The 20,665-nt window shown below is 64.1% G+C and carries 18 protein-coding genes and 3 pseudogenes; 3 read left to right on the top strand and 18 right to left on the bottom strand.

Annotated elements, in window-relative coordinates:
* Together CFB24_RS18445 and CFB24_RS18440 are read right to left on the bottom strand one after the other, a co-directional pair.
* On the bottom strand, nucleotides 1-1,383 hold the full coding sequence (locus tag CFB24_RS18445; RefSeq protein ID WP_088522113.1) for a serine/threonine-protein kinase: 1,383 nt from the start codon (nucleotides 1,381-1,383) through the stop codon (nucleotides 1-3).
* A 17-nt stretch (nucleotides 1,384-1,400) separates the two neighbouring features.
* On the bottom strand, nucleotides 1,401-2,273 hold the full coding sequence (locus tag CFB24_RS18440) for a Tll0287-like domain-containing protein (protein ID WP_088522112.1): 873 nt from the start codon (nucleotides 2,271-2,273) through the stop codon (nucleotides 1,401-1,403).
* Nucleotides 2,274-2,660: 387 nt separating this feature from the next.
* On the opposite strand from CFB24_RS18440, the gene CFB24_RS18435 reads away from it, so the two are divergent.
* Nucleotides 2,661-3,797 carry a peptidoglycan-binding domain-containing protein gene (locus CFB24_RS18435; RefSeq protein WP_158255267.1) on the top strand — a complete coding sequence of 379 codons (1,137 nt, stop codon included), beginning with the start codon at nucleotides 2,661-2,663 and terminating at the stop codon, nucleotides 3,795-3,797.
* A 6-nt stretch (nucleotides 3,798-3,803) separates the two neighbouring features.
* Here the strand turns inward: CFB24_RS18435 and CFB24_RS23680 are convergent.
* The 9 genes and pseudogenes from CFB24_RS23680 to CFB24_RS18400 form a co-directional block, all read right to left on the bottom strand.
* Nucleotides 3,804-4,050, bottom strand: a pseudogene (locus tag CFB24_RS23680) (hypothetical protein); the annotation flags it as partial.
* A 28-nt stretch (nucleotides 4,051-4,078) separates the two neighbouring features.
* A pseudogene (locus CFB24_RS23675) lies at nucleotides 4,079-4,195 on the bottom strand (AAA family ATPase); the annotation flags it as partial.
* Nucleotides 4,196-4,334: 139 nt separating this feature from the next.
* Nucleotides 4,335-4,478: pseudogene (locus tag CFB24_RS23670) on the bottom strand (IS3 family transposase); the annotation flags it as partial.
* A gap of 124 nt (nucleotides 4,479-4,602) precedes the next feature.
* Nucleotides 4,603-5,787, bottom strand: coding sequence for a trans-sulfuration enzyme family protein (locus CFB24_RS18425; protein ID WP_088522126.1), 1,185 nt, complete (start codon nucleotides 5,785-5,787; stop codon nucleotides 4,603-4,605).
* Nucleotides 5,788-5,801: 14 nt separating this feature from the next.
* Nucleotides 5,802-6,122 carry a YdhR family protein gene (locus CFB24_RS18420; protein WP_088522109.1) on the bottom strand — a complete coding sequence of 107 codons (321 nt, stop codon included), beginning with the start codon at nucleotides 6,120-6,122 and terminating at the stop codon, nucleotides 5,802-5,804.
* Nucleotides 6,123-6,143: 21 nt separating this feature from the next.
* A complete protein-coding gene (locus CFB24_RS18415) occupies nucleotides 6,144-6,899 on the bottom strand; it encodes an SDR family NAD(P)-dependent oxidoreductase (protein ID WP_088522108.1) in 756 nt (251 codons plus the stop codon).
* A gap of 8 nt (nucleotides 6,900-6,907) precedes the next feature.
* A complete protein-coding gene (locus CFB24_RS18410) occupies nucleotides 6,908-7,558 on the bottom strand; it encodes a DUF938 domain-containing protein (protein ID WP_088522107.1) in 651 nt (216 codons plus the stop codon).
* Between the two features lie 22 nt (nucleotides 7,559-7,580).
* Nucleotides 7,581-8,627 (bottom strand): alpha/beta fold hydrolase, encoded by a 1,047-nt coding sequence (locus CFB24_RS18405; protein WP_088522106.1) that lies wholly within the window; start codon nucleotides 8,625-8,627, stop codon nucleotides 7,581-7,583.
* A 549-nt stretch (nucleotides 8,628-9,176) separates the two neighbouring features.
* The gene (locus CFB24_RS18400) at nucleotides 9,177-10,223 is read right to left on the bottom strand and encodes a serine hydrolase domain-containing protein (protein ID WP_088522105.1); all 1,047 of its coding nucleotides are present in this window, start codon (nucleotides 10,221-10,223) and stop codon (nucleotides 9,177-9,179) included.
* Nucleotides 10,224-10,506: 283 nt separating this feature from the next.
* Between CFB24_RS18400 and CFB24_RS18395 the strand changes: the two genes are divergently transcribed.
* Nucleotides 10,507-11,793, top strand: a complete 1,287-nt coding sequence (locus CFB24_RS18395) for a hypothetical protein (RefSeq protein ID WP_088522104.1) — start codon at nucleotides 10,507-10,509, stop codon at nucleotides 11,791-11,793.
* Here CFB24_RS18395 and CFB24_RS22680 read toward each other — a convergent pair.
* Genes CFB24_RS22680 through CFB24_RS18380 form a run of 4 tightly spaced genes read right to left on the bottom strand, consistent with a single transcriptional unit; the run spans nucleotide 11,763 to nucleotide 16,613 of the window.
* Nucleotides 11,763-12,083 (bottom strand): hypothetical protein, encoded by a 321-nt coding sequence (locus tag CFB24_RS22680; protein ID WP_141098502.1) that lies wholly within the window; start codon nucleotides 12,081-12,083, stop codon nucleotides 11,763-11,765. The two genes, CFB24_RS18395 and CFB24_RS22680, sit on opposite strands and share 31 nt — an antisense overlap.
* A 22-nt stretch (nucleotides 12,084-12,105) precedes the next feature.
* On the bottom strand, nucleotides 12,106-13,236 hold the full coding sequence (locus CFB24_RS18390; protein ID WP_244593259.1) for an efflux RND transporter periplasmic adaptor subunit: 1,131 nt from the start codon (nucleotides 13,234-13,236) through the stop codon (nucleotides 12,106-12,108).
* Between the two features lie 12 nt (nucleotides 13,237-13,248).
* Nucleotides 13,249-16,401 (bottom strand): efflux RND transporter permease subunit, encoded by a 3,153-nt coding sequence (locus tag CFB24_RS18385; RefSeq protein WP_088522103.1) that lies wholly within the window; start codon nucleotides 16,399-16,401, stop codon nucleotides 13,249-13,251.
* Nucleotides 16,398-16,613, bottom strand: a complete 216-nt coding sequence (locus CFB24_RS18380) for a hypothetical protein (protein ID WP_088522102.1) — start codon at nucleotides 16,611-16,613, stop codon at nucleotides 16,398-16,400. The genes CFB24_RS18385 and CFB24_RS18380 overlap by 4 nt, the downstream gene beginning before the upstream one ends.
* A gap of 167 nt (nucleotides 16,614-16,780) precedes the next feature.
* Here CFB24_RS18380 and CFB24_RS18375 point away from each other — a divergent pair, with 167 nt between their 5' ends.
* A complete protein-coding gene (locus tag CFB24_RS18375) occupies nucleotides 16,781-17,383 on the top strand; it encodes a TetR/AcrR family transcriptional regulator (protein WP_088522101.1) in 603 nt (200 codons plus the stop codon).
* 196 nt (nucleotides 17,384-17,579) lie between these two features.
* Here the strand turns inward: CFB24_RS18375 and CFB24_RS18370 are convergent, their stop codons facing one another.
* The 3 genes from CFB24_RS18370 to CFB24_RS18360 are packed head-to-tail and all read right to left on the bottom strand — an operon-like array spanning nucleotide 17,580 to nucleotide 20,133.
* Nucleotides 17,580-18,887, bottom strand: coding sequence for a HAMP domain-containing sensor histidine kinase (locus tag CFB24_RS18370; RefSeq protein ID WP_088522100.1), 1,308 nt, complete (start codon nucleotides 18,885-18,887; stop codon nucleotides 17,580-17,582).
* Complete coding sequence (locus CFB24_RS18365) at nucleotides 18,884-19,570, bottom strand: response regulator (RefSeq protein ID WP_275936880.1); 687 nt, start codon at nucleotides 19,568-19,570, stop codon at nucleotides 18,884-18,886. The genes CFB24_RS18370 and CFB24_RS18365 overlap by 4 nt, the downstream gene beginning before the upstream one ends.
* 53 nt (nucleotides 19,571-19,623) lie before the next feature.
* Nucleotides 19,624-20,133 (bottom strand): Spy/CpxP family protein refolding chaperone, encoded by a 510-nt coding sequence (locus CFB24_RS18360; RefSeq protein ID WP_158255268.1) that lies wholly within the window; start codon nucleotides 20,131-20,133, stop codon nucleotides 19,624-19,626.
* Between the last annotated feature and the right edge of the window lie 532 nt (nucleotides 20,134-20,665).

The following is a 20,665-nucleotide window of genomic DNA, read 5'->3' as shown; positions in this document are numbered from 1 at the left end:
TCAGTTCGCCTTTCCTAACCGCTCGCGCAGCGCCAGGAAGCGCGTTTTCGCGCGCTCGTCGGGAATTTTTTCGGCGAGCCGACGGTAGAAATCGTCGCGGCCGATGGCGGTGTGGGCCTCCCGGCTCACGAGATGCCGGGCGATGGGTCCGATCTCGCAGACGAGCGCCTCGATTGCGGCCTTGATCTCGGCGTCCCGGATCGCCTCCCTCGCGCGCGCCGACGCCAGGCCGAGGTCCTCCCTGAGCAGTTTGTCGGCGGCCTGCCAGAACAGAGCGATCTCGGCGTCGGTCTTGATGTTCCGGCTCAAGAACCCGATCAGCGCCTCGGCGTCGCTGGTCTCCCGCGCCGCCTGCTTGACGACGAACCGGGAAATCGGTCCAAGCCAGCGCGCCAGCGTGCGGCTCAAGGCGTCGATGGCGTCCGGGGAAAGCCGGGCCGCCATGGTCGCGCCGAGCGGTTCCGGCGCGGCTTTGGCGCTGGCGTCGATGGCGTTGGATCGCGACAGCTTGGTCAGATCCAGGGGCGGCCTGTTGTCGCTGGGGCGGGCCTCGATCGCCAGACTCAGCGCCTCCAGGAAAAGTTCGGCGCTCTGGAATCGGTCTTCGGGGTTCCGCGCAAGGGCTTTTTGCGCGACGACGTCCATCTCGGACCACAGGTCGGGCCGAAGCGTCATGATCGACGGGAGGCGCTCGTTGAGAAGCTTTTGCATCAGCTCGGGCAAGTCGCTGGCGACAAAAGGTTTTGCACCCGTGAGCAATTGGTGGAGGATGACGCCGGCCGAAAAAAGATCGGTTCTGACATCGGCGGGGCGTCCAAGGAAACGCTCTGGCGCCATGTAGTTCGGCGTGCCCAGTCCAAGGCCGTTCGGACTGGTCATGTCGAGCGAGTCGAGCCGCGCCACGCCGAAATCGGCGATCTTGATGGAGGCCGACGAGGGGCAGAGAATGTTGGCCGGCTTCACGTCGCGGTGGAGCACGCCCTTGCCGTGGGCGTGATCGAGCGCGAGAAGGATCTGCGCCATGATTTCCCCCACTTGCCGGATGGGGATCAGCGCGCCGGCCTGAATCACGTTCTCCAGCGTGCCGGCGTTGACATATTCCATGACGATGTAAGGGCGCTGCTCCTGCTCCACGAGGTCGAACACGGTGACGATGTTCGGGTGTAGGCAGCGCGCCGCCGCTCGCGCTTCGGCGGTGAAGTGGCGCAGGAACCCTTCGGGGTCCTGTATGTCGTCGAAAATCTCGGGGCGCAGCGTCTTGATGGCGAGGGGCCGGTCGATCTGTTCGTCGTAGCCCTTGAAGACAACGCCGATCGCGCCGCGCCCGATCACATGGTCGATGCGGTATTTCCCAACGCGTTCCGGAACTGCGCCGTTCCTCATCGTCCTCCATCCCGCCCTCAGGCGTCGAGCATCTTCATCGCAACATCGAGGCTGCGCCGCATGCGGTTGAACGACCGCGACAGCGACGCGACCTCGTCGGACCCGGGATATTCGAACTCCTGATGGGTGGGTTCGCCCATGCTGTAAGCCTCCGCGATGCTCGCCATCTTGTTGACCGGCGATATGACATAACGCCTGAGCAGGATGTTGAGCACGATGAGCGACATGAGGAATATGCCGCTCGAAATGCCGACGAACTGCATCAGGTTGCGCCAGACCTTGGCGTCGGCCACGCTCATGGGAACGGAGATGATCTGCGCCACAAGGGTCTGGTTCAGTTTCCAGCCAAATCCGTTCTTCGAGCCGTAGAGCGCGACCATCGACGGCGGCGCCTTATCGGGCGTGGAATGGCACGTCAGGCAACCCTCGTCCTTGATGAGCATGGGATAGGTCACCGTATATTGCGGCCCCGCCTCGGTGACGCGAATGCTGACGTCCTTTTCCAGCTTGGGATCGGCGCTCAGTTTTTCGATGACCGACTGCTCCCAGTCCTTCGCGAGGTCGGACGGGTTCGTCGGATTGAGGGCCGCTTCCTTGTAAAAATACTGCGGATTGATGCTGCGAAAATTGCGAAAGACGGTCTGCGCCGAGAAGGACGGGATCGTCTGCGGCAGGAACTGGATCGAGGACTGGTCGTCGAGCAGCGGGCGGATTTCGTCGCTGGTGTATTTGCGCACAGATAAGGCCTGACCCCTCAGCACGTCGATCTGCGCTTGGAGTTCTTCCAGGGCCTCGTGTCGCGAAAGCTGATAAAACGGCCACAGGCAAAGGCCAAGTCCGGCCAGGTAGCAGGCGGTGAGAATGATATTGAAGCGTAGCGTCAATCCCATCTGGACAACCCATCGTTGGACTCCGACCCAAGGGTGAAGCAATTTTTTGCATTAATTTATCGGGAACGTCGCCAACAACTTAATCGCTTCTGTGATTATATATCACTTTATTTCAAAATAACTACTCTATTGTAAATCATAGAGATACATGATATTGTCTTAAACATAATCTAGAACGTTGCATTTTGTGACTGCGCCACGCAGGCGCCGCGTCATTTGCATGAGGAAAACCTAAAGGTTAGCAGAATTACCCATGAATTACACTGGACACGTTAAACCAATTCAAGGATTGGCGCCATGGAATCTTTTCGTGCCGAAATCACGCCGTCGTTAGTGCGGAAGGGGCTTGGGCGCGAATGCTCGCGCCTCATGCGCGCCGGACGGTGGATGGCGGTCGCATTCGTCGCGCTGGCGAGTCTGGCGCCGTGGCGGGCCGAGGCGACCGACAGAGTGGCGCTGGTGATGGTCGGCGAGGATTACGAGAAGTTCCAGAAATCCGTTATCGGCGTCAAGCGCGCCGCCGCCATCGCCGAAGCGCTGCACGCCAAGGGGTTCAGCGTTCTCTTCAGCGCCAATGCCCCCAATGCCCGCGCGAGGGCCATCCTGCTCGATTTCTCTCAGAAGGCGAATGGCGCTGATCTCGCCCTGGCGTTCCTGGTGGGGCACGTCGCGGCGGCGGGCGACGAAAGCTATTTCCTGCCTGTCAGCGCGGAACTGCACGCCGCCACCGACCTCTTTTCGCGCGCCATCTCCGTCTCCTCCGTCGCGCGGATCGCCGGCAAGGCCAAGGCTGGAGCGGTGATCGTCCTGATGACGACGCCGAATTTCGAGATCGAGGTTCCCGATGTCGATCCGCGGCCCCGCTACGCCGCCGAAAACCCCAAATCCGTCGCCACCATCTTTTCGGCGTCGGCCAAATTGCCGGTGTCGCGCATCGACGCCGCAACCAAGCAGGCGACTGATGCGGTCATAGATCTTCTGCAGCAACCCACGCCGCCCCTCGCGGTCCTTGTCCGCGCGGCGTCCGCCGATGTCGGCGCCTCGTTTGGCGCGATCCCCGACGCCAATCTTGCAAAGCCGACCCCGACGTCGGCGGCCGCGACGGACGGGCCGGCAGGCGCCAGCCTGCTGCAACAGGCGCGGTCGGAAGCGGAAAAGGCGAAGGCGGAATTGCAAAGGGCGCAATCGGAAGCGTCGCGCGCCCAAGCCGAGGCCGAAAAGGTCAAGGCGGAAGCGCAGGCCCAGTTCGCCAGGGAAAAGGATGCAGGGGGCCACACCATCGAGAACGCCGCGCGCGGCGCCGCAACTCCGTCGATCGACGAAAGCCAACTCGGCAAGAGGCAGCGCGAGCGCATTCAAGAGCGGCTGAAGCAGATGAGCCTTTATACCGGCCCGATCGATTCCATCATGGGCCCTCTGACGCGTGAGGCCATCATGGGCTACCAACGCAGCACGGGCGAGGCGGTCACGGGCTATCTCACGCCTGAACAGTTCCAGGTCCTGTTGCCCGGAGGCAAGGAATAGCGCCGCTCATCCTCGCGGCGATCCGGGCACGGGCGCGAAAAGCCGGCTCCACAACGAGCTATGCGCGATTCCGTTGCGAAACTTTACGCCGTTGATGATTTTCGGCAACTGGTTTTGGCCCTTCAGCCGGCGCCGGTTTTTCGAGGCCGCCGTTCCGAGCTTGAAGACCATCAGCCGGGTCCTGCGACAGCGTGCCTTTCCTGCGAACGGTGCGGCGCCGCACGGTCGAGAACACGCTCTTCGACGATTTCGAGCAGATCGCGCGCCTGTTCCGGCCTCAGGGCTTCCGGCTCCCAGTCGTCCGGAATGAGCAGTTTGGCGCGGACGATCGAGCGCAACAGCCGTGGGTAACGCGCATTGCCATGCGCGATCGCCAGATCGGCGAACAGCCTGAGCATACGGGAGTAGAGAACCGAATAGAGGAAGTCATGCGCTTCGATGTGACAATCGAGATTGACCCGCGCGCGCCGCCATTCCGCGAACTCCCACTCCTCGGCCGGCAAATCGTTGAGGGCGGCGTGACCTGCCACTGAACTTTCATCCAGCGGCGATTAGAGCCTCGGCGGGTTTTACGCCTTGGGGCGCGGTGGGAGCAACATGCGATCGGCGGAACTGGTCGGGGTTGCGCAGCTGATCGCATGTTGCGGGGAGATTGGCGGCGTAGGCCGCCGGGGTTTGGTAGGCGATCTCCGCGGTCACGGAGGCGACCCGGCATCGCGCGCGTCCCATCCTGCTGCCCGCAAGCGCGGCCAGCCTGGGCATGATTCCGATCTCGCAACAGATTTTCTGGGCACCGTATGCCGTCTCATCGCAGCAGCGCCTGTTCAAGGTCGGCGATGATGTCGTCGGCGTCTTCTATGCCCACGGACAGGCGGAACACGCCGTCGCCCGCCCAATCGCGATAGCTTTCGGCGTCCCTGCCTTCCAGGTGAAACGAACTGCGCAGAAGGTCGGCGGTGGGGATATGGAAAATCAGGCTGCGCGTCTTGCCGAGCGACACAGCATAGGCGACCAATTTGAGCTTTTGCGCGAGCCGCCGCGCCACCTCCGCTCCGTCATCCACGACAAAGGACACCATTCCGGAAAAATTGCGCATCTGGCGGCGCGCCAGGGCGTGTTGCGGATGGCTGGGCAAGCCGGGATAGATGACGCGTTTGACGCCGGGCGCCGACTCGAGAAAGCCGGCGACCGAGCAGGCGTTGTTCGCATGGGCGGCCATGCGTTGCGGCAAGGTTTCCAGCCCGCGCAGGATCAGCCAAGCGGCGAAGGGATTGATGGCGGCGCCAAGATGGATCAGCGCATCCCGGCGCAGCGCCGCAATGGCGTCGTTCTTGCCGATCACTGCGCCGCCGAGCGCGTCGCCATGGCCGCAGGCGTATTTGGTCAGGGAATGGACGACGAAATCGGCGCCGAGCTGGATCGGTTGCGTGGCGATGGGCGTCGCCAGGGTGGAATCGACACTGAGCGCCGCACCCGTCTGGTGGGCCAGATCGGCGAGCGCCGCGATGTCGGCGAGGCGCAGGATCGGGTTGGCCGGCGTCTCGATATGAACGAGTTTTGTTTCCGGCCTGAGCGCGTTGGCGACGGCGGCGAGGTCGGACGTGTCGACCGCCGTCACCGCGACGCCATGGTTCGGCAGCGCCCGCGCCAGTTCGGCCACGCCGGCGTAACAGACGTTCGACAGCACAAGGTGATCGCCCGCCTTGAGCCTGTGCAGGAAAAGGCCGGAGATCGCCGCCATGCCGCTGGCGAAGCTCAACGCCGCCTCGGCGGCTTCGAGACGGGCGAGGCGCGCCTCCAGCGCGGCGGCGCTCGGATTGGACCAGCGCGCGTAAAAATGCGGCGCGTCGTCGCCGAGGTCATTGGCCGAAAAGCCGATCACATCGGGATCGGCGTAAAAGCTGGTCGCGGGAACCAGCGGGCTCAGCACGGGCTCGCCCGGGCGGGGAGCGCCCAGGCCGGCGTGGACGGCGGTTGTTGCGGGTTTCATCGGGGCGCCGGCGGTCACGTTCGCGCGAAGAACGGAGAGTCCATGCCGATGCTGGCTTGCGCCGTCACGTCGGCGTCGAACAGGCGCGCCGACAGATTGCCGTTGATCTGCCGGGCGAAGGGCGTGAGCAATCCGTCGATATAGGCCTGGGCGTTCTCCCGCGTGTCGAAGGCGTAAAAGCCGCCGACGCTGTGGGTGTTGACGCCGGACAGCCATGTCTTTGACAAGAGGCCGGGGAATTTCTTCATCTCGACATTGATCGGCGCCCAGTCGATTTTGTCAAACGGAATGGACACCTGGTATTCGGCGTAGACGTAGACGTGGGGTATGGCCATTGCGCTCTCCTCATGACGTCGTCAAAAAACCTCGTTGAACGGACGCAGGTCCAGTTCGTGGGTCCAGGCGCTGCGCTCCTGCTCGTGCAGCCCCCAATAGGCTGCGGCGATGGCGTCTGGCTTCAGCCGTCCGCCCGCGCCACGCGCCTTGTAAAAGTCCGGGAAGTTGGTCCTGGCGTAATCGCCGTCGATCACGCCGTCGATGACGACATGGGCGACATGCACCCCCTTTGGCGCGAACTCGCGCGCAAGCGCCTGGGCCACGGCGCGCAGCGCCGCCTTGGCCGAGGCGAAGGCGAGAAATGGGTTTCGCGCCCGCAACGAGGCCGTGGCGCCGGTGAACAGCAGCGTGCCGCCGCCCAGCGCAGCGAGGCGGCCCGCCGCCTCGCGGCCGACCAGGAAACCGGCGAAGGCGTTCTGCCGCCACAGAGCCTCAAAATCCGCGGGCGTTGTTTCCAGCGCCGGGGCCGCGCGATTGGCGCCGACATTGAACACGACCAACGCCAGCCGCCCGTGATATTGTGCGAAATCGAAGGCCGACGCGACCGCGCCCGTTTCGGTCGCGTCGGCCACGAAGGCGAACACGTCGAGCCCTTCGGCCCGCAGCGCCGCCTCCTGTCGCGCCAGACGTTTTTCGTCCCGCGCGACAATCACGGTCTTCAACCCTTCGGCGGCGAAACGGCGCGCCAGCGCGACGCCCAGCCCGCGCCGCGGGCCGACGCCGAACACCAGCGCGACAGGCGCCGCGTCGTTCGCCTCGGACGGATTTTTCGCCATGCGCGAGGTCACGCCTTCCTGAAGACGAGAATGAAATTGTTGGCCGGCAGGTTCAGAACCTTGTCGAGCTTGACGCCGTGCGGCGCGGCGGCCTTCTCCAGATCGCCAATGTCCTTCAAACCCCATTCCGGCACGTTCGCCGCCAAAATTTCCTTGTCGAAGGCGGCGTTGGATTCGGTGGTGTAGGCGCCGTCGCGCTTGAACGGGCCGTAAATGGCGATCAGGCCGTCGTCCTTCAAAAGCTTGCTGCCGAGATGGGCGATGCCGTCATTGATCGCCACCGGCGCCACCTGAAAAATGTTGATGACGAAAATCGCGTCGTACAGCCGTTGCGCCGGGTCGGGAAAACTGGCGGGATCGGTGAGGTCGATGCGGATGGGGTCGCGCACATTGGAATTGCCGGCGTCCGCCCGCTTGGCCTTGATGCTGTCGAACACATCGGCGTCGTAGTAGGAGGGCTGGAACGTCAGGCCTGGAAAATGCGGCGCGAAATAATTGATGTGCAGGCCGGCGCCGGTCGCCAGCTCCAGCACGTTGCCCTGTTCCGGCAGCAGGGTTTTGAGCGCGGCGAGGATCGGGTCCTTGTTGCGGGCGCCGGCCCAGGCGACATAGGGGCTGAGCGGATAGGGATCGATCGGGGGACGCAGGACGTCGGTCATGCGGGGCTCCTTGGGTGAGGGGTCAGGCCGGCGTGGCCAGAAGGCCGGTGAGGATGTGATCGACGGCGCGGCTCCAGTCGGGATCGACGCCGAACAAGGCGAGATGGCCCCAGATCGACGACACCCGCTTCAGCGCTGAGCCGGGGATGAGCTGCTGGTCGGCCGCGATGTCCTCGGGCGGGAAGAACACGTCCTCGTCGATGGCGATGACCGCGGTCTTCGCCTTGATTCGACCCAGCGCGGCCGCAAGGTCGCCGCCGGTCAGGCGGGACACATCGGCGTCGCGCCATTTGCGCGCCAGCAGGATCAGATTGTTGGGGTCCTGCGGCAAAAAATGGTTCTCGACAAAGCCGGCGACGAAATCCTCCGTGTCGGTGAAGCCGAGTCCGGCCCAGCCGCGCGTGTTGAACAGTTTTTGCGAAAAGCCGGAGGCGGCGAACGCGCGCGCGTGGGCGCGCAGACCGCGATGCACGGCGCCGGGCGCATACCAGCCGTCGTCGAAGGCGCGGTCACTGGTTATGGCTTCGATGAAGGTCTGCGCCAGCAGGCGGTTGTGCGCGGTTTCGCGAGCGGTTCCGGCGATGGGCGCGACGCGGGCGACGGCGTCGGGATAGCGCGCGGCCCACTCAAAACTCTGCTGCGCCCCCATCGAGCCGCCGAGAACCAGGGCGAGCCGGGTAATCCCAAAATGCTCCGTGACGAGCTTGTATTGGGCGCGCACGTCGTCGCCGATGGAGATTTTCGGGAAGGCGGCGGCGTTGAACGGCGCCGGCGTGTTGCTGGGCGAGGACGACAGGCCATTGCCGATCTGGTTGACCAGAATAATGAAATATTTTTCCGGATCGAGCGCCCGGCCGGGGCCGACATAGGCCTGTTCCAGGATTTTGGTCGTGCCGGAATACCAGGTCGGAAACAGGATGGCGTTGGATTTATCGGCGTTCAGCGCGCCAAAGGTGGCGTAAGCCAATTTCCCGCCACGCAATTTCCCGCCGGATTCCAGGTCGAGATCACCGGCCTCGAACACGTCGAACGGGCCATGAAGGGCCTGACTGTAATATTCTGAAGACATGAGGTCCGCTCCGTTGCGACAATTTCAACGTAAACACCGGAGACTATGCAGGTAAATGAGAAGAATATTTTTTTGATCATACAGAAATTAGAATGTTTATCGGATCGCGGCGGCAGTATGTTGTCTATCTTTTCATCGTGAGTACAAAATATAGCCAAGCCGGGCCGCATGGGCGCGCGCGGCGCTCCGATTTGCGCCGTCCACTGCGAAATCGCCAACGCGCCCAAGATATACCACTCATGCAGTAGGATTATGAGCGGCGGAGACTTCGGGCGCCAAAGGAGACTCCTGCTGAGTCGCAGGGCCGCGCTTCGCGCCCTCGGCCACGCTCCAAAACGGTTTCTGGACATTTCGGCGTGGATCGGACCGCCGATGGAGCACATCCTGGCACGCCATGCCGGCGCCTTATGGCGACGACCGGGTCGCCGTAGCCGTAGCCGTCTGTCGCGCCGGCTACGAGAGCAATCAGATGAGCCGCTTCAGATCACGCGCGCCTCGGGACAGCAACGGGGTGCGCGTTCGGCGCCAAGCGCCGGGCGGCTTGACGCGTTAAAGCGCAGCGGCCAATCGAAGCCATAGATGTTGGTCGAAATCCCTGTCGGGGGCGGCCTGGCCCGTGCGCACGACGATCAAAGCGCGACTGGGCGCAATATAGAGCTTTCGGTCGAACGCGCCCAACGCGGCGACAAGGTCCGATGGCGCCGCGGCAATCAGAGGCCTTTCGACGCGCTCCGCCAGGGGTTTTATGGTGTAGGCGCTGCCGTTCAACCACCATAAGAGGCCATATGCCGGGTTGGCGGCCGAGCGGGTGAACATAGCCTTGAGCCCCGCCTCGGAAACGATCCGGGCGCCGTCGGCCGCCTTGCCGCCGTCCAGAACGATCTGGCCCAGCTTGGCTATGTCGCGCGGACTCGTGACCAGGCCCGTCGGGTTGCCGACATCCGCCAATGCGGCCGGACGCTTGCGCCAATGGGTGTTGTTCATTCCCGCCGGCGCCGTCAGCCAATCCCGAGTGATGGTCTCAAGCGGCTGATTGGCGGCGGCGGCCAGGATCCGCTTGGTCGCCGCATAGACCGGGGTATTGTAGAGGAAGACCGCGCCGGGCGGCGCCACATAGGCGAATTCGGTGGTCAAGCCCGAGCTCATGGTGAGAACATCGATGACGCGGATGTTCGCTTCCTGCTCGGGCGAGGCTTTCGACCAGGCGGCGCCGAGATAGGCGTTGACCGGCTTGTTCAGATCGATCAGGCCCTTGTCGACCGCGATCGCCGCCAGCACTGCGACGAAGCTCTTCTGCTGTGAGGCGACATCCTCCAGAAGCGCGCCTTCGGGGGTCGTCTCATAGGCGGCGGCCGCACGGAACTGGACCGCATCGTCAGGAAGGGGCCAGTTTTTCTCGACCAAAACTTGACGGTTCCGGATGATCAGGAAGCCGGTGGTCTTCTGGCCCTGCACGTAGTCCAGCACCGCCTGCATGGCGGCTGGGGGCGCGTTCGAGGGGATGCTCGCCTCAGAAAAAGCAGCGAGAGGATGGCCGAGCGCTCCGAGGGCGGCGGAGCCTGCGAGGACGGCCCGGCGAGAGGGATGGCTGCTCATGTCTGCTCCTGATCGCGGTCTTGGTTGCCGGAATCTGCGTCAAATGGTGCGGGCGGCGCCGCCATAGAGGCCCCGCGCGGAATTCGAAAAAGGGTCCTCGGCGCCCTTGGCGCGCGGCTGAAGGTGGGATATATCGCATATTCCTATAGAAATTATATTATTATTTGACGCAACCGTATAGTTCGGCGTTCTTTGAGCTTGATGACGACAACTTGACTGTTTGGCCGCCTTTGAGCGTGGCCCGTTGGAGGAAATGCGCATGCTTTCGTCTCGTCGAGGTTTTTTGGGCGGCGCCGGCCTCGTCGGTCTCGTCGGCGGCGCCATTGACACGCCTGCGCTGGGCCAGCCCGCTTCAGGCGCGGCGGCTGCGACGGAGAATACGGCATGGTTGCAGGCGCGGCTGGATCAGTACTGCGGTTTCGGGATCAAGGCGTCGGGCGGCCCGGGCGATGCGGCCTGCGGGGCCTGGCTGGAACAGGAGCTGAGCGGCTGGGGGTACGGGCGCCGACGCCAGCCGTTTGACGTTCCGTATTTCGAAATCCGACAGGCGACGCTTTCGAGCGGCGAGGCGCACGCCCAGGTGATCCCGCAGGCGATCGTCGCGCCGACAGGGCCGCGGGGCCTGTCGGCGCCGCTGCGTCTGGCGTCTGACCGTGGGGATTTGTCCGGCGCGATCGCGGTCATCGCACTGCCCTACAAACGCTGGGCCACGCTCGTCGATCCGCAGGTCGCCCGGCCCCTGGCGGAGGCGTTCGGTCGTGGCGCGGCCGCAGCCGTGCTGGTGACGACCGGCCCGACCAGGGAGGCGATCGCGCTCAACGTCTCGACACACAAGCCGGCCTATGATCGTCCGGTGGCGATCCTGGCGCCCAAGGACGTTCAGCCGTTCCTGACCGCCGCCCAGGAGGGCCGCGATGGGACCTTGATCGTCGATGGACGGGGCGGCGAGCGCACGGCGTTCAATCTGATCGCCCGGCTTGACCGCAATGCGCCCAGGACTTTGGTCTTATCCACGCCACGATCGGGCTGGTTCACCTGCGCGGCGGAACGGGGATCGGGGCTTGCGGTCTGGTTGTGGCTCGCGCGTTGGCTTTCGCAAACGGACCATGGCGTCAATGTCGAACTCGTCGCAACCAGCGGCCATGAGTATGAATATCTCGGCGGCGAGCACTATCTGACCGTGGCGCCCTCGCCGTCGGCGACGGCGCTCTGGGTCCACATCGGCGCCAGCGCCGCAGCCCGGGATTGGCACGAGTTCGGCCCGTCGCTGCGGCCGCTCCCCAGCGCCGATTCCCAGCGCGTTCTCACGGCCAGCGCCGACATCGTCAATTCCGTCCGCGCGGCCTTTCAAGGCGTCTCCGGCCTGGAGGCGGCCTACGTCGCCGATCGGACCACCACCGGGGGCGAACTGATCAATGTCCTGAACGCTGGCTACAAGAGCATGATCGGCCTTTATGGCGGCCATCGCTTCTTTCACACCGCTGACGACGATATGAGATGTGCGTCGGGCGATCTTGTGCGACCGATAGCGGCAGCTTTTCAGGCGGCGGTGGAGACCGTGTTGGCATGACCACCTGCGGCGTTTGAAGTGGGCTCCTCGGCGAACGACGGCTTTAGGTCAAACACGGGTCTTTCCCGGGCGACACCGGGAATGAGCCGTCCAGCGCCCAAGACCTTGAGCGTCGCAGAATTCCACCCAGGGTCGATCTGCGACGGAAGCGATAGCGGCGAGCGGACCAACGCGAGCGCGCCCAGCAATGGCCGCTGCGCCGGATTGCGAACGTTCAAGGTCGCTCGACGCGCCAGCAGACCCAAAATGCTTGAGTTCAGAGCGCTTCGCAAGACATCGGCGAACGACATGGGTCCGGCCAAGGCGTCGCATTCAGCTGTGCGGCAGAGCCCTTACGGGCATGCCCGGTCCGATTTTCTGCAAATTGCCGTCGATGACCTGATCGCCTTCGGCCACGCCCTTCTCGATCACAACCAGCCCCTCATGCATGGCGCCGAGCGACACGACGCGCTGCTCCACGACATTGTCCTTGCCGACGACATAAAGATATTTGCCGAGCTGGCTCGACCCCAGCGCGGCCTGCGGAACCATCAGCGCGCCGGGTTCGTCGCGCAGATGCAGGCGGATGCGAACATATTGGCCCGGCAGCAACGCATGATCGTGGTTTTCGATCAGCGCGCGGGCGGTGATCGTGCCAGTCGCCTGATCGACAATGTTGTTGAGGAAGCTCAGCTTGCCTTGTCGCCTAGCCGGCGCCTGCCCCGCCATTAGAATCTCGACCCTGACCGGCCCGATCTTGCGCGCCTCGTCAATGGCGGCGAGATCGGTTTCGCTGGGATTGAAGGTCACGTAAATCGGATCGAGCTGAACCAGCGTGTTCAACACGGCGCCGCCGACGCCGACCATCGTGCCGATCGCGGCCTGATTGCGGCCGATACGGCCGGAAAAGGGCGCACGGATCTCGGTATATTCGAGATTGAGCTGGGCGGCGCGCACAGTTGCCCGCGCGGCGGCCACGGCCGCTTCAGCCTGTTCGAGCGTGCTGCGGCGCTGGTCGAACGAATCCTTGGCCAGAAAGCCGGTTTTCGAAAGCTTGGCGCCGCGGTCGAGATTGCCGCGCGCATAATCGAGCGCGGCGCTTTCCCGTTGCGCCTGCGCCTTGGCCTGATCGAGCGCGGCCTCATAGTCGCGCGGATCGATCTTGTAGAGCAGGTCGCCGGCTTTGACGTCCGCCCCGTCGGCGGCGACCTGTTGCATCAGATAGCCGGACACGCGGGTCTGCAAGGTGACGTTTTGCAGCGATTCCGTTCGCGCCGAATAGTCGAGCGTCACCGGAATGGTCTTTTTCACCACCGATGCGACCGGCACGGGCATGACGAAGGCGGGCGCCGCCGCATGCGCCTCGCCGTCGCCGCTCGGCATCCCACCGCGCGTGAGGAAGAGCGATCCGGCGCCGAGGACGATGAGCGCCGAGGCGCCCGCAATGATCTTTTGAGCCTTCACGACTGACCTCCGTTATTCGGCAGCGCTGGGTTGCGGATGCGCTTCGTTGATTGCGTCCGGGCGTCCCGCCATGCGCTCGCGCAGGCGCTCGACCACGTAGTAGAAGACGGGCACGAACAGCAGCGTCAGCAAGGTCGCCGCCAGCATGCCGCCGAACACCGTCGTGCCGATCGATTGCCGGCTCGCCGCGCCGGCGCCGGTCGCCACCATCAGCGGCGTGACGCCGAGAATGAAGGCGAAGGCGGTCATCAGGATCGGGCGCAGGCGCAGGCGCCCGGCCTCCATCGCCGCCTCGACGATCTCCAGGCCTTCCTCGCGGCGGCGGCGGGCGAATTCAACGATCAGAATGGCGTTTTTCGCCGCGAGGCCGATCAGCATGACGAAGCCGATCTGCGAATAGACGTCGATCTGCAATTGGCGCGTCCAGATCGCCAGCACGGCGCCGAGCAGGGCCAGCGGCACCGCCATCAGCACGATGAACGGCATGGTCCAGCTCTCGTATTGCGCCGCAAGGATCAGGAAGACGAAGACGATCGCCAGCCCGAAGATCAGCGAGGCCATCGACCCCGCCTTGAGCTCCTGCAAGGTGACGCCGGTCCATTCATAGGCGAAGTCGCGCGGCAGCGCGGTCGCGGCGGCGCGCTGCATCGCCAATACCGCCTGGCCGGAGCTGTAGCCCGGCGCGGCCACGCCATTGATCAGCGCCGCGCCGTAATTGTTGTAATGGGTCACCGTCTCCGGCCCGACAATGTCGCGCAGCACGCCCAGCGTGGAGAGCGGAACCATGCCGCCGGCGGCGTTGCGCACATAGAAGCGCGAAATGTCGGCCGGGTTGGCGCGCGCCTCCTGGTTAGCCTGCAAGGTCACGCGGAAGGTGCGGCCGAACAGGTTCATGTCGTTGACGTAGAGCGATCCGAGATAGATCTGCAATGTGTTGAACACGTCCGGCAGGCTCAGGCCGAGCAATTTCGCCTTGGTTCGGTCGAGATCGTAATTGTATTGCGGCGTCGAAGTGCTGAACGCGGAGAACAATTGCTGAGGATTGAGCTCGGGCTGCTTGCGCGCCTCGGCGATCAACGCCTGTGTGACCTCGTTCAAGGCTTGCGCGCCGCGCCCCGAAAGATCCTCGACCTGGAACTCGAAGCCGCCGGTGGCGCCGAGACCGGGGATCGACGGCGGATCGAAGCTCAGCGCGATGGCGTCCGGGATCGCCAGCAGTTTCGGCCTGACCTCGGCGACGATGCGCGATGCGTTCTGCTCGGGCGGACGCTCGTCCCACGGTTTGAGAATGGCGAACTCCACCGCCGAATTGCTCTGCGCCGCATTGGTCAGGAAGTTGAGACCGCTGATCGAGCCGACGATCTCGACGCCGGGGGTGGATTGCAGCACGTCTCGCACATTTTTCGCCACCGCGTCGGTGCGCTCCAATGAGGCGCCGTCGGGCAACTGAATCACGACGAAGAAATAGCCCTGGTCCTCCACCGGCAGGAAGGTCGAGGGAATCGTCCGCCACAGCAGGAAGGTTGAGCCCACGGCGACGGCGAACAGCGCCAGCATCGCCCAGCGCAACGCGATCAGCCGGCGCGCCAGTTGCGAATAGGCGTGCTGCATCCGCTCGAACCCGGCGTTGAACCAGCGGAACAGGATGAATTCGCCGGTGGGGCGATGTTTGAGAAACACCGCCGCCAGCGCCGGGCTCAAGGTCAGCGAATTGAAGGCGGAAATGCCGACGGAAATGGCGACGGTCAGCGCGAACTGGTTGTACAGCCGGCCGGCGACGCCGGGAATGAAGGCGACCGGAACGAACACGGCCATCAGCACAGCCGTGGTGGCGATGATCGGGCCGGTGACTTCGGCCATCGCCTTGCGCACCGCCGGCAGCGGCGCGAGGCCCGCCTCGAGCTGGCGCTCGACGTTTTCGACCACGACAATGGCGTCGTCCACCACCAGGCCGATGGCGAGCACCATGCCCAGCAGGCTCAGCATGTTGAGTGAGAAGCCCAGCGCCTCCATCACCACCAGCGTCGCGATCAGCGAGACGGGAATGGCGATGGTCGGGATCAGCGTCGTGCGCCAGCTTTGCAGGAAGACGAAGACGACCGCGACGACGAGAATGAGCGCCTCGGCCAGCGTGATCAGCACATCATGCATGGCCGCCGCGACGAAACGCGTCGTGTCATAGTGCATGGCGTAGGAAATGCCGTTGGGGAAGCGCTTGGCCAGCGTCTCCATTTCGTCCTGCACGCTCTTTTGCAGGTCGAGCGCGTTGGAGCCGGGCATCTGGAACACGCCGAGCACCACGGTCGGCTCCTCGCCAAAAAAGGCGGTGGAGGAATATTGCAGCGCGCCCAATTCGATGCGCGCGACATCGCGCAGGCGAACCACGGCGCCCCCCACCGGGGCCGCGCGCAAAACGATGTCGCCGAATTGCTGGGGGTCGCTGAGACGGCCGAGCGCGTTGACCTGCATTTCAAAAGCCGTTCCGGCCGGCGCGGGCGACTGGCCGATCTTGCCGGCGGCGACCTGCAGGTTCTGCTCGGCCAGCGCGTTCTGCACATCGACGGCGGTGACGCCGAGATTGGCGAGCCGGTCGGGATCGAGCCAGACGCGCATCGAATAGCGCCGCTCGCCGAAAATCTGCACGTCGCCGACGCCGGACAGGCGCTTCAGCGGATCGACGATCTGCAAGGTGGCGTAATTGCTCAGGGCGATCGGATCGACCGAATGGTCGGGCGACGTCAGATTGACGATCAGGACGAAATTGGGATTCTGCTTCTTGATCGTCACGCCGCCCTGATTGACGATGGACGGCAATTGCGCGGAGGCTTGCGAAACGCGGTTCTGCACGTCCACGGCCGCGATGGCGAGCGGATACCCGACCTGGAAGGTGATGGTGATGGTCGACGAGCCGTCGTTGGAGCTGGTCGAGGACATGTAGGCCATGCCGGCGACGCCGTTGATCTGCTGCTCAAGCGGCGTCGTCACCGTGTCGGCGACGACCTGCGCGCTGGCGCCGGGATAATTGGCCTGAACCACGACCTGAGGCGGGCTGATGTCGGGAAATTGCGACACCGGCAGCAGGAAATAGCAAATGGCGCCGGCCATCACCATGATGATAGCGATGGCCGAGGCGAAGACGGGGCGAGTTGTGAAAAAGCCGATCATGGCGCGCAGCCTCCGCAAGCGACCTGGAGAAACCGGGCGGCATTGCCCCGCGACTTTCTGACGCCGGTTGACAGGGCGCTCGTGGGACGACCGAGCCAGCGAATCTGGTTCGCCAATCGGGCGCGATCGACGCCATCCGCCTGGATCATCAGGGAAATCATGGGATCGTCGAGAAGCTGGTTGATCCGGCGCTCGATGGTCTGCGCGTCCATGACCGGTCCTTTCCGCTTGAAGCCGGCGGCGCTTTGCGCCAGCCTGAGACTGTGAATGGGGCTGATTTGTTGACCGGAAGCCAGCGAGGTGTTACCGGTAAGTACGGTTCAGATGTTACAGACGGGTCACACCCTGTCAAGGGCTGGCTTTATTAGGGAAGGCGAAAATGTCCAAGGGGCCCGTCAAGGAATGCGTCCGCTCGCGGACGCCGCCCCGGGAGCGCATCATCGAAACGGCGCGCGACCTGTTTCACAAGCATGGGCTCCGCGGCGTCGGCGTCGACGCCATCGCCGAGGCGGCTGGCACCAACAAGATGACGCTTTATCGTCATTTCGGCTCCAAGGACGATCTGATCGCGGCCTGTCTGACGGAGGCCGGCCGCGAGGCCGCGCAGGAATGGGACGAATGGGAAGCGGAATTCGCCAACGATCCAAAAAAACTTTTGCTTGAATGGATCGATTGCGCGATGGCTTGCGCGGTCGAGGACCCGCGCGGCTGCGATATCGCCAATGCGGCCGTTGAAATCACCGAACCCGATCATCCCGCGCGCAAGGTCATCGCTCAGGTCAAGACCGATCACAGGGACCGGTTGGCGCGGATTTGCCATGCCGCGGGCTTCCGCGACGCCGAATTGCTCGCCGACGCCTTGACATTGCTGGTGGAGGGCGCGCGGGTCAGTTGGCAGTCGGTAGGGCCGGAAGGACCGGGAAGCCGGTTCGTCCAGGCGGCCCAGGCCATCGTCGCGGCTTTCGGCGGACCGAAGACCTGACCGGGCGCAATGAGCCAGGTCGCATAGCGCGTTTCTTCGGCCCGTCGCCAGACGTTCTTCACGTTTCCGCATCGTCTTACCACCACTATGTCCGGCTTGATCAAGCGCTGCGGCGCATGTGGTTCGCCAACTGAGGCGCGTGAGCGCCGCGCTGAATCAGGACGTCATCAGTCGGCGCCCGGTGGGCGAAGCATCATCATCTTTCCGTCGGCTGAGACCCCTTCGGCGCGTCCTTCCTGACGAAAAGCGGAAGCTCGACCTCGAAACAAGCGCCGCCGCCGTTTCGGGGAAGACAGCGAACGCCGCCGCCATGTCGCTCGGCGATCTGCCGGACGAGCGCGAGCCCGAGGCCTGCGCCGCCAGCGGAGGCCCGGCCTTGATGGAACGGCTCGAAGATCGTTTCGCGGTCGCTCGCGGAGACGCCGGGTCCCCGGTCGCAAATCGAAACGCGAACCTCGCTTTCGCCCGAGGCGATCATCGCTTCCGGCGCATCCGGCCCCCCATGAACGGAGGCATTTTCGAGGAGGTTGCGAAACAGGCGCTTCAGGAGGCGCGGATCGCCCTCGACCATCGGCGCCGCCGCCGGGTTCGCAAGGACCGCCTCGACGTCGAAAGCCGCGCATTCCTCGGCGAGAAGACCGGCGAGATCGACCGGCTCCTTGGTCGGTTCAGCCGCCTGGAGCCTGGACGCGAGCAGGATCTCGTCGACGAGCGCATCCAGCTCGGCGATGTTGCGCGCCGTCTCGCTCTGCGCCGCCGCGTCGGACGGAGCGTTCTTCAACCGTTCGATGGCCATGCGGAGCCGCGACAAAGGCGAGCGCAGTTCGTGGCTGGCATGGGCGAGGAGAAGCTTGTGGGCGTTCATGAGGCTCTCGATGCGGTCGGCGGAGCCATTGAACGTCGCCGCGAGTTTTGCGATCTCGTCCTTGCCCTTGACGACGACGCGCGCGCCCAAATCGCCCTCGCCGAATTTCGCGACCCCCGCCTCCAATTGTTCCAGGCGGCGCGTGAGTTGGCGGATCAACGGATAAAATCCGATGGCGACGGCGAGCGCCAACCCGAGCAATGCGAGAGGAAAACGCAGGGCGTGAACCGAGTCGAAACGCGCTTTGGGGACCGCGATCAACCGGCGGCCGTCCTGGAACGTCAGTGCGTAAATACCTCCGGGCGCGCGAAAAATCCGGTCGCGGCGTTCATGGTTCGGGATCGTCGAGGGGAGCTCATGGGCGTCGCCCGCTCTGGCGATCAAATCCCCAGTTGGCGACAGCAAGGCGAGGTCGAAGCGGCTGCGTTCGCTCCAGAAGGCAAGCTCGGACGCCAGCGAGGTGCGGTCGGCGCCGGCCGGCAGGAGACGCTCGGCGATTTCGGCGGTCGTCTCCGGCCACGATCGCGCCGCAGGCTCGTCGAACAGGCGGAGAAGTCCCGCCGTCAATCCCGCCAGAAGCGCGAAAACGGCGAGGCTTGCAAAGAGCGCAAGGGTGATCCGAAGATAGAAGCGCCTCATCGGTCCTGCGCCTTTGCGAACACATAGCCGGCGCCGCGCACGGTCAGGATTCGGCGCGGGCGTTTCGGATCGTCTTCGAGGACCGCCCGAAGGCGCGCGATGTGGACGTCGATCGAACGATCGAACGCAGGGTCGTAGTCCTCGCCGCCGCGCACAAGGTCGGCGAGCGTTTCGCGAGACAGGACGCGGCCGGCGCGCTCGGCCATAGCGTTGAGAAGATCGAACTGGTAGCTCGTAAGCGGCTTCTCCTCGTCCCCGATCCGCACGATGCGGCTGCTCCGGTCGATTTCGAGACGCCCGAAGCGAAGACTGTCGGACGGCGCCGGCGCGCCCCGCCGCAGCACCACGCGGATGCGCGCCAGAAGCTCGCGCGGCTCGAAGGGTTTTGCGACGTAATCCTCCGCGCCGATTTCGAGGCCGACAACCTTGTCCATGGGATCGCCCCGCGCCGTGAGCATGATGATGGGAACGCGGGCTGCGGACAAAGGTCTGAACAGCGTGAGGCCATCCGTATCCGGCAACATCAGATCGAGCAGGATCAGATCGAAGTTTTGCCGCCTGATCGCGGCGAGGCCTGCGGCGCCCGTCGCGGCGTGCAAAACCTCGAACTGATGGTCGCGCAGATAGTCCGCGACCATGGCGGCGAGCCGGGCGTCGTCGTCGATGAGAAGGATGCTGGGCACGGGCTCCCCACAGATTGGATCATGCCATCCATGCCCAGCGCTGCGCAGAAAAGCTAGCTCGAAACGCGGCGGTTCCAGCGTTCGGTCAGGTCTCGACGCTGTTCGGGCGTCAGCACCTGGCCCGCCTCGGCGACGGCTTGCGCGATACGCTTTGTCGCCGCGTCCCATTTCGTGCTTTGCTCGGCGCGAAGCGCTTCGATGGCGTCGGGATCGATCTGGTCCGCCCGGAAGAGGTTTAGAAATTTTGTTCGGCTTTCACGAGGCGTGAAGCCGAGCTTCGACAGGTCGGCGACGGCCGCTCTCGCGATGGCGTTCACTTTCGCTTTCTGTTCGTCGGTCGCGTCTACACGCGAGAGCACATGGTCCACCTTGCGCTCGACCATGGAGGCGGTTTCTTCCGGGGTCAGCTTGTCCGGCGCCATCGCATGCCAGAAGAAAGATGACGTCTTATACGCGCCCAGGGCAAAGCCTCCGGCGCCGCCAAGTCCCAGCAGCAGCGCCGCCGCCAGGACCGTTCTTCCCCAGCGCCGCGGCGGCTGGGGCGTTTGCGTTTCAATTGTCATGTCGATCTCCCTCGCCGATGAATTCATGCACATGAACATGTGCACGGGAGGAAGGTGAGGGGTTCATGTTTCTGGGAAAGGCGACGACTGTAAAGTTTTGTAAACGCGAGCCGACAGATGCGCGCACCATAAAACCTGGCGTTAGATCGCCGTCATTCACTGCGGCCATCGTCCGTCCCCATCGCCGCCAGTTTGCCGAGCGGCAAGCTGCGCGATGGGAACTTTAGACCCAGCGCGTGTAGCCCCTAACGCAATCCGTCAGCACTTACTTCCGGACCCTCGCTGTAACGTCGGAATGAGCCGAGAGCGCAAGTTCGAGCTTGGACGTCACTTTAATCCTGCAACGGTCGAAGCATCCGGCGCTTGCCGGCGGATTACGACATGATGGTCCCACCGGCGGGAGTCGCTCACTCAGCGGACGTTCCGGGAGCAAGATAAACTCACACTCATGACCCTAAGCCGTCGAGGATCAAAAGTATGTATGGCGTCGCGTGACCGATAGCAGTCGTTTAGGACGAATGACCAAGGGAGC

The organism is Rhodoblastus acidophilus, from assembly GCF_900187365.1.
GTDB lineage: Bacteria > Pseudomonadota > Alphaproteobacteria > Rhizobiales > Beijerinckiaceae > Rhodoblastus > Rhodoblastus acidophilus.
Note: the sequence above shows the minus strand (reverse complement) of the source record. Positions and strands in the feature narration are given on the sequence as shown.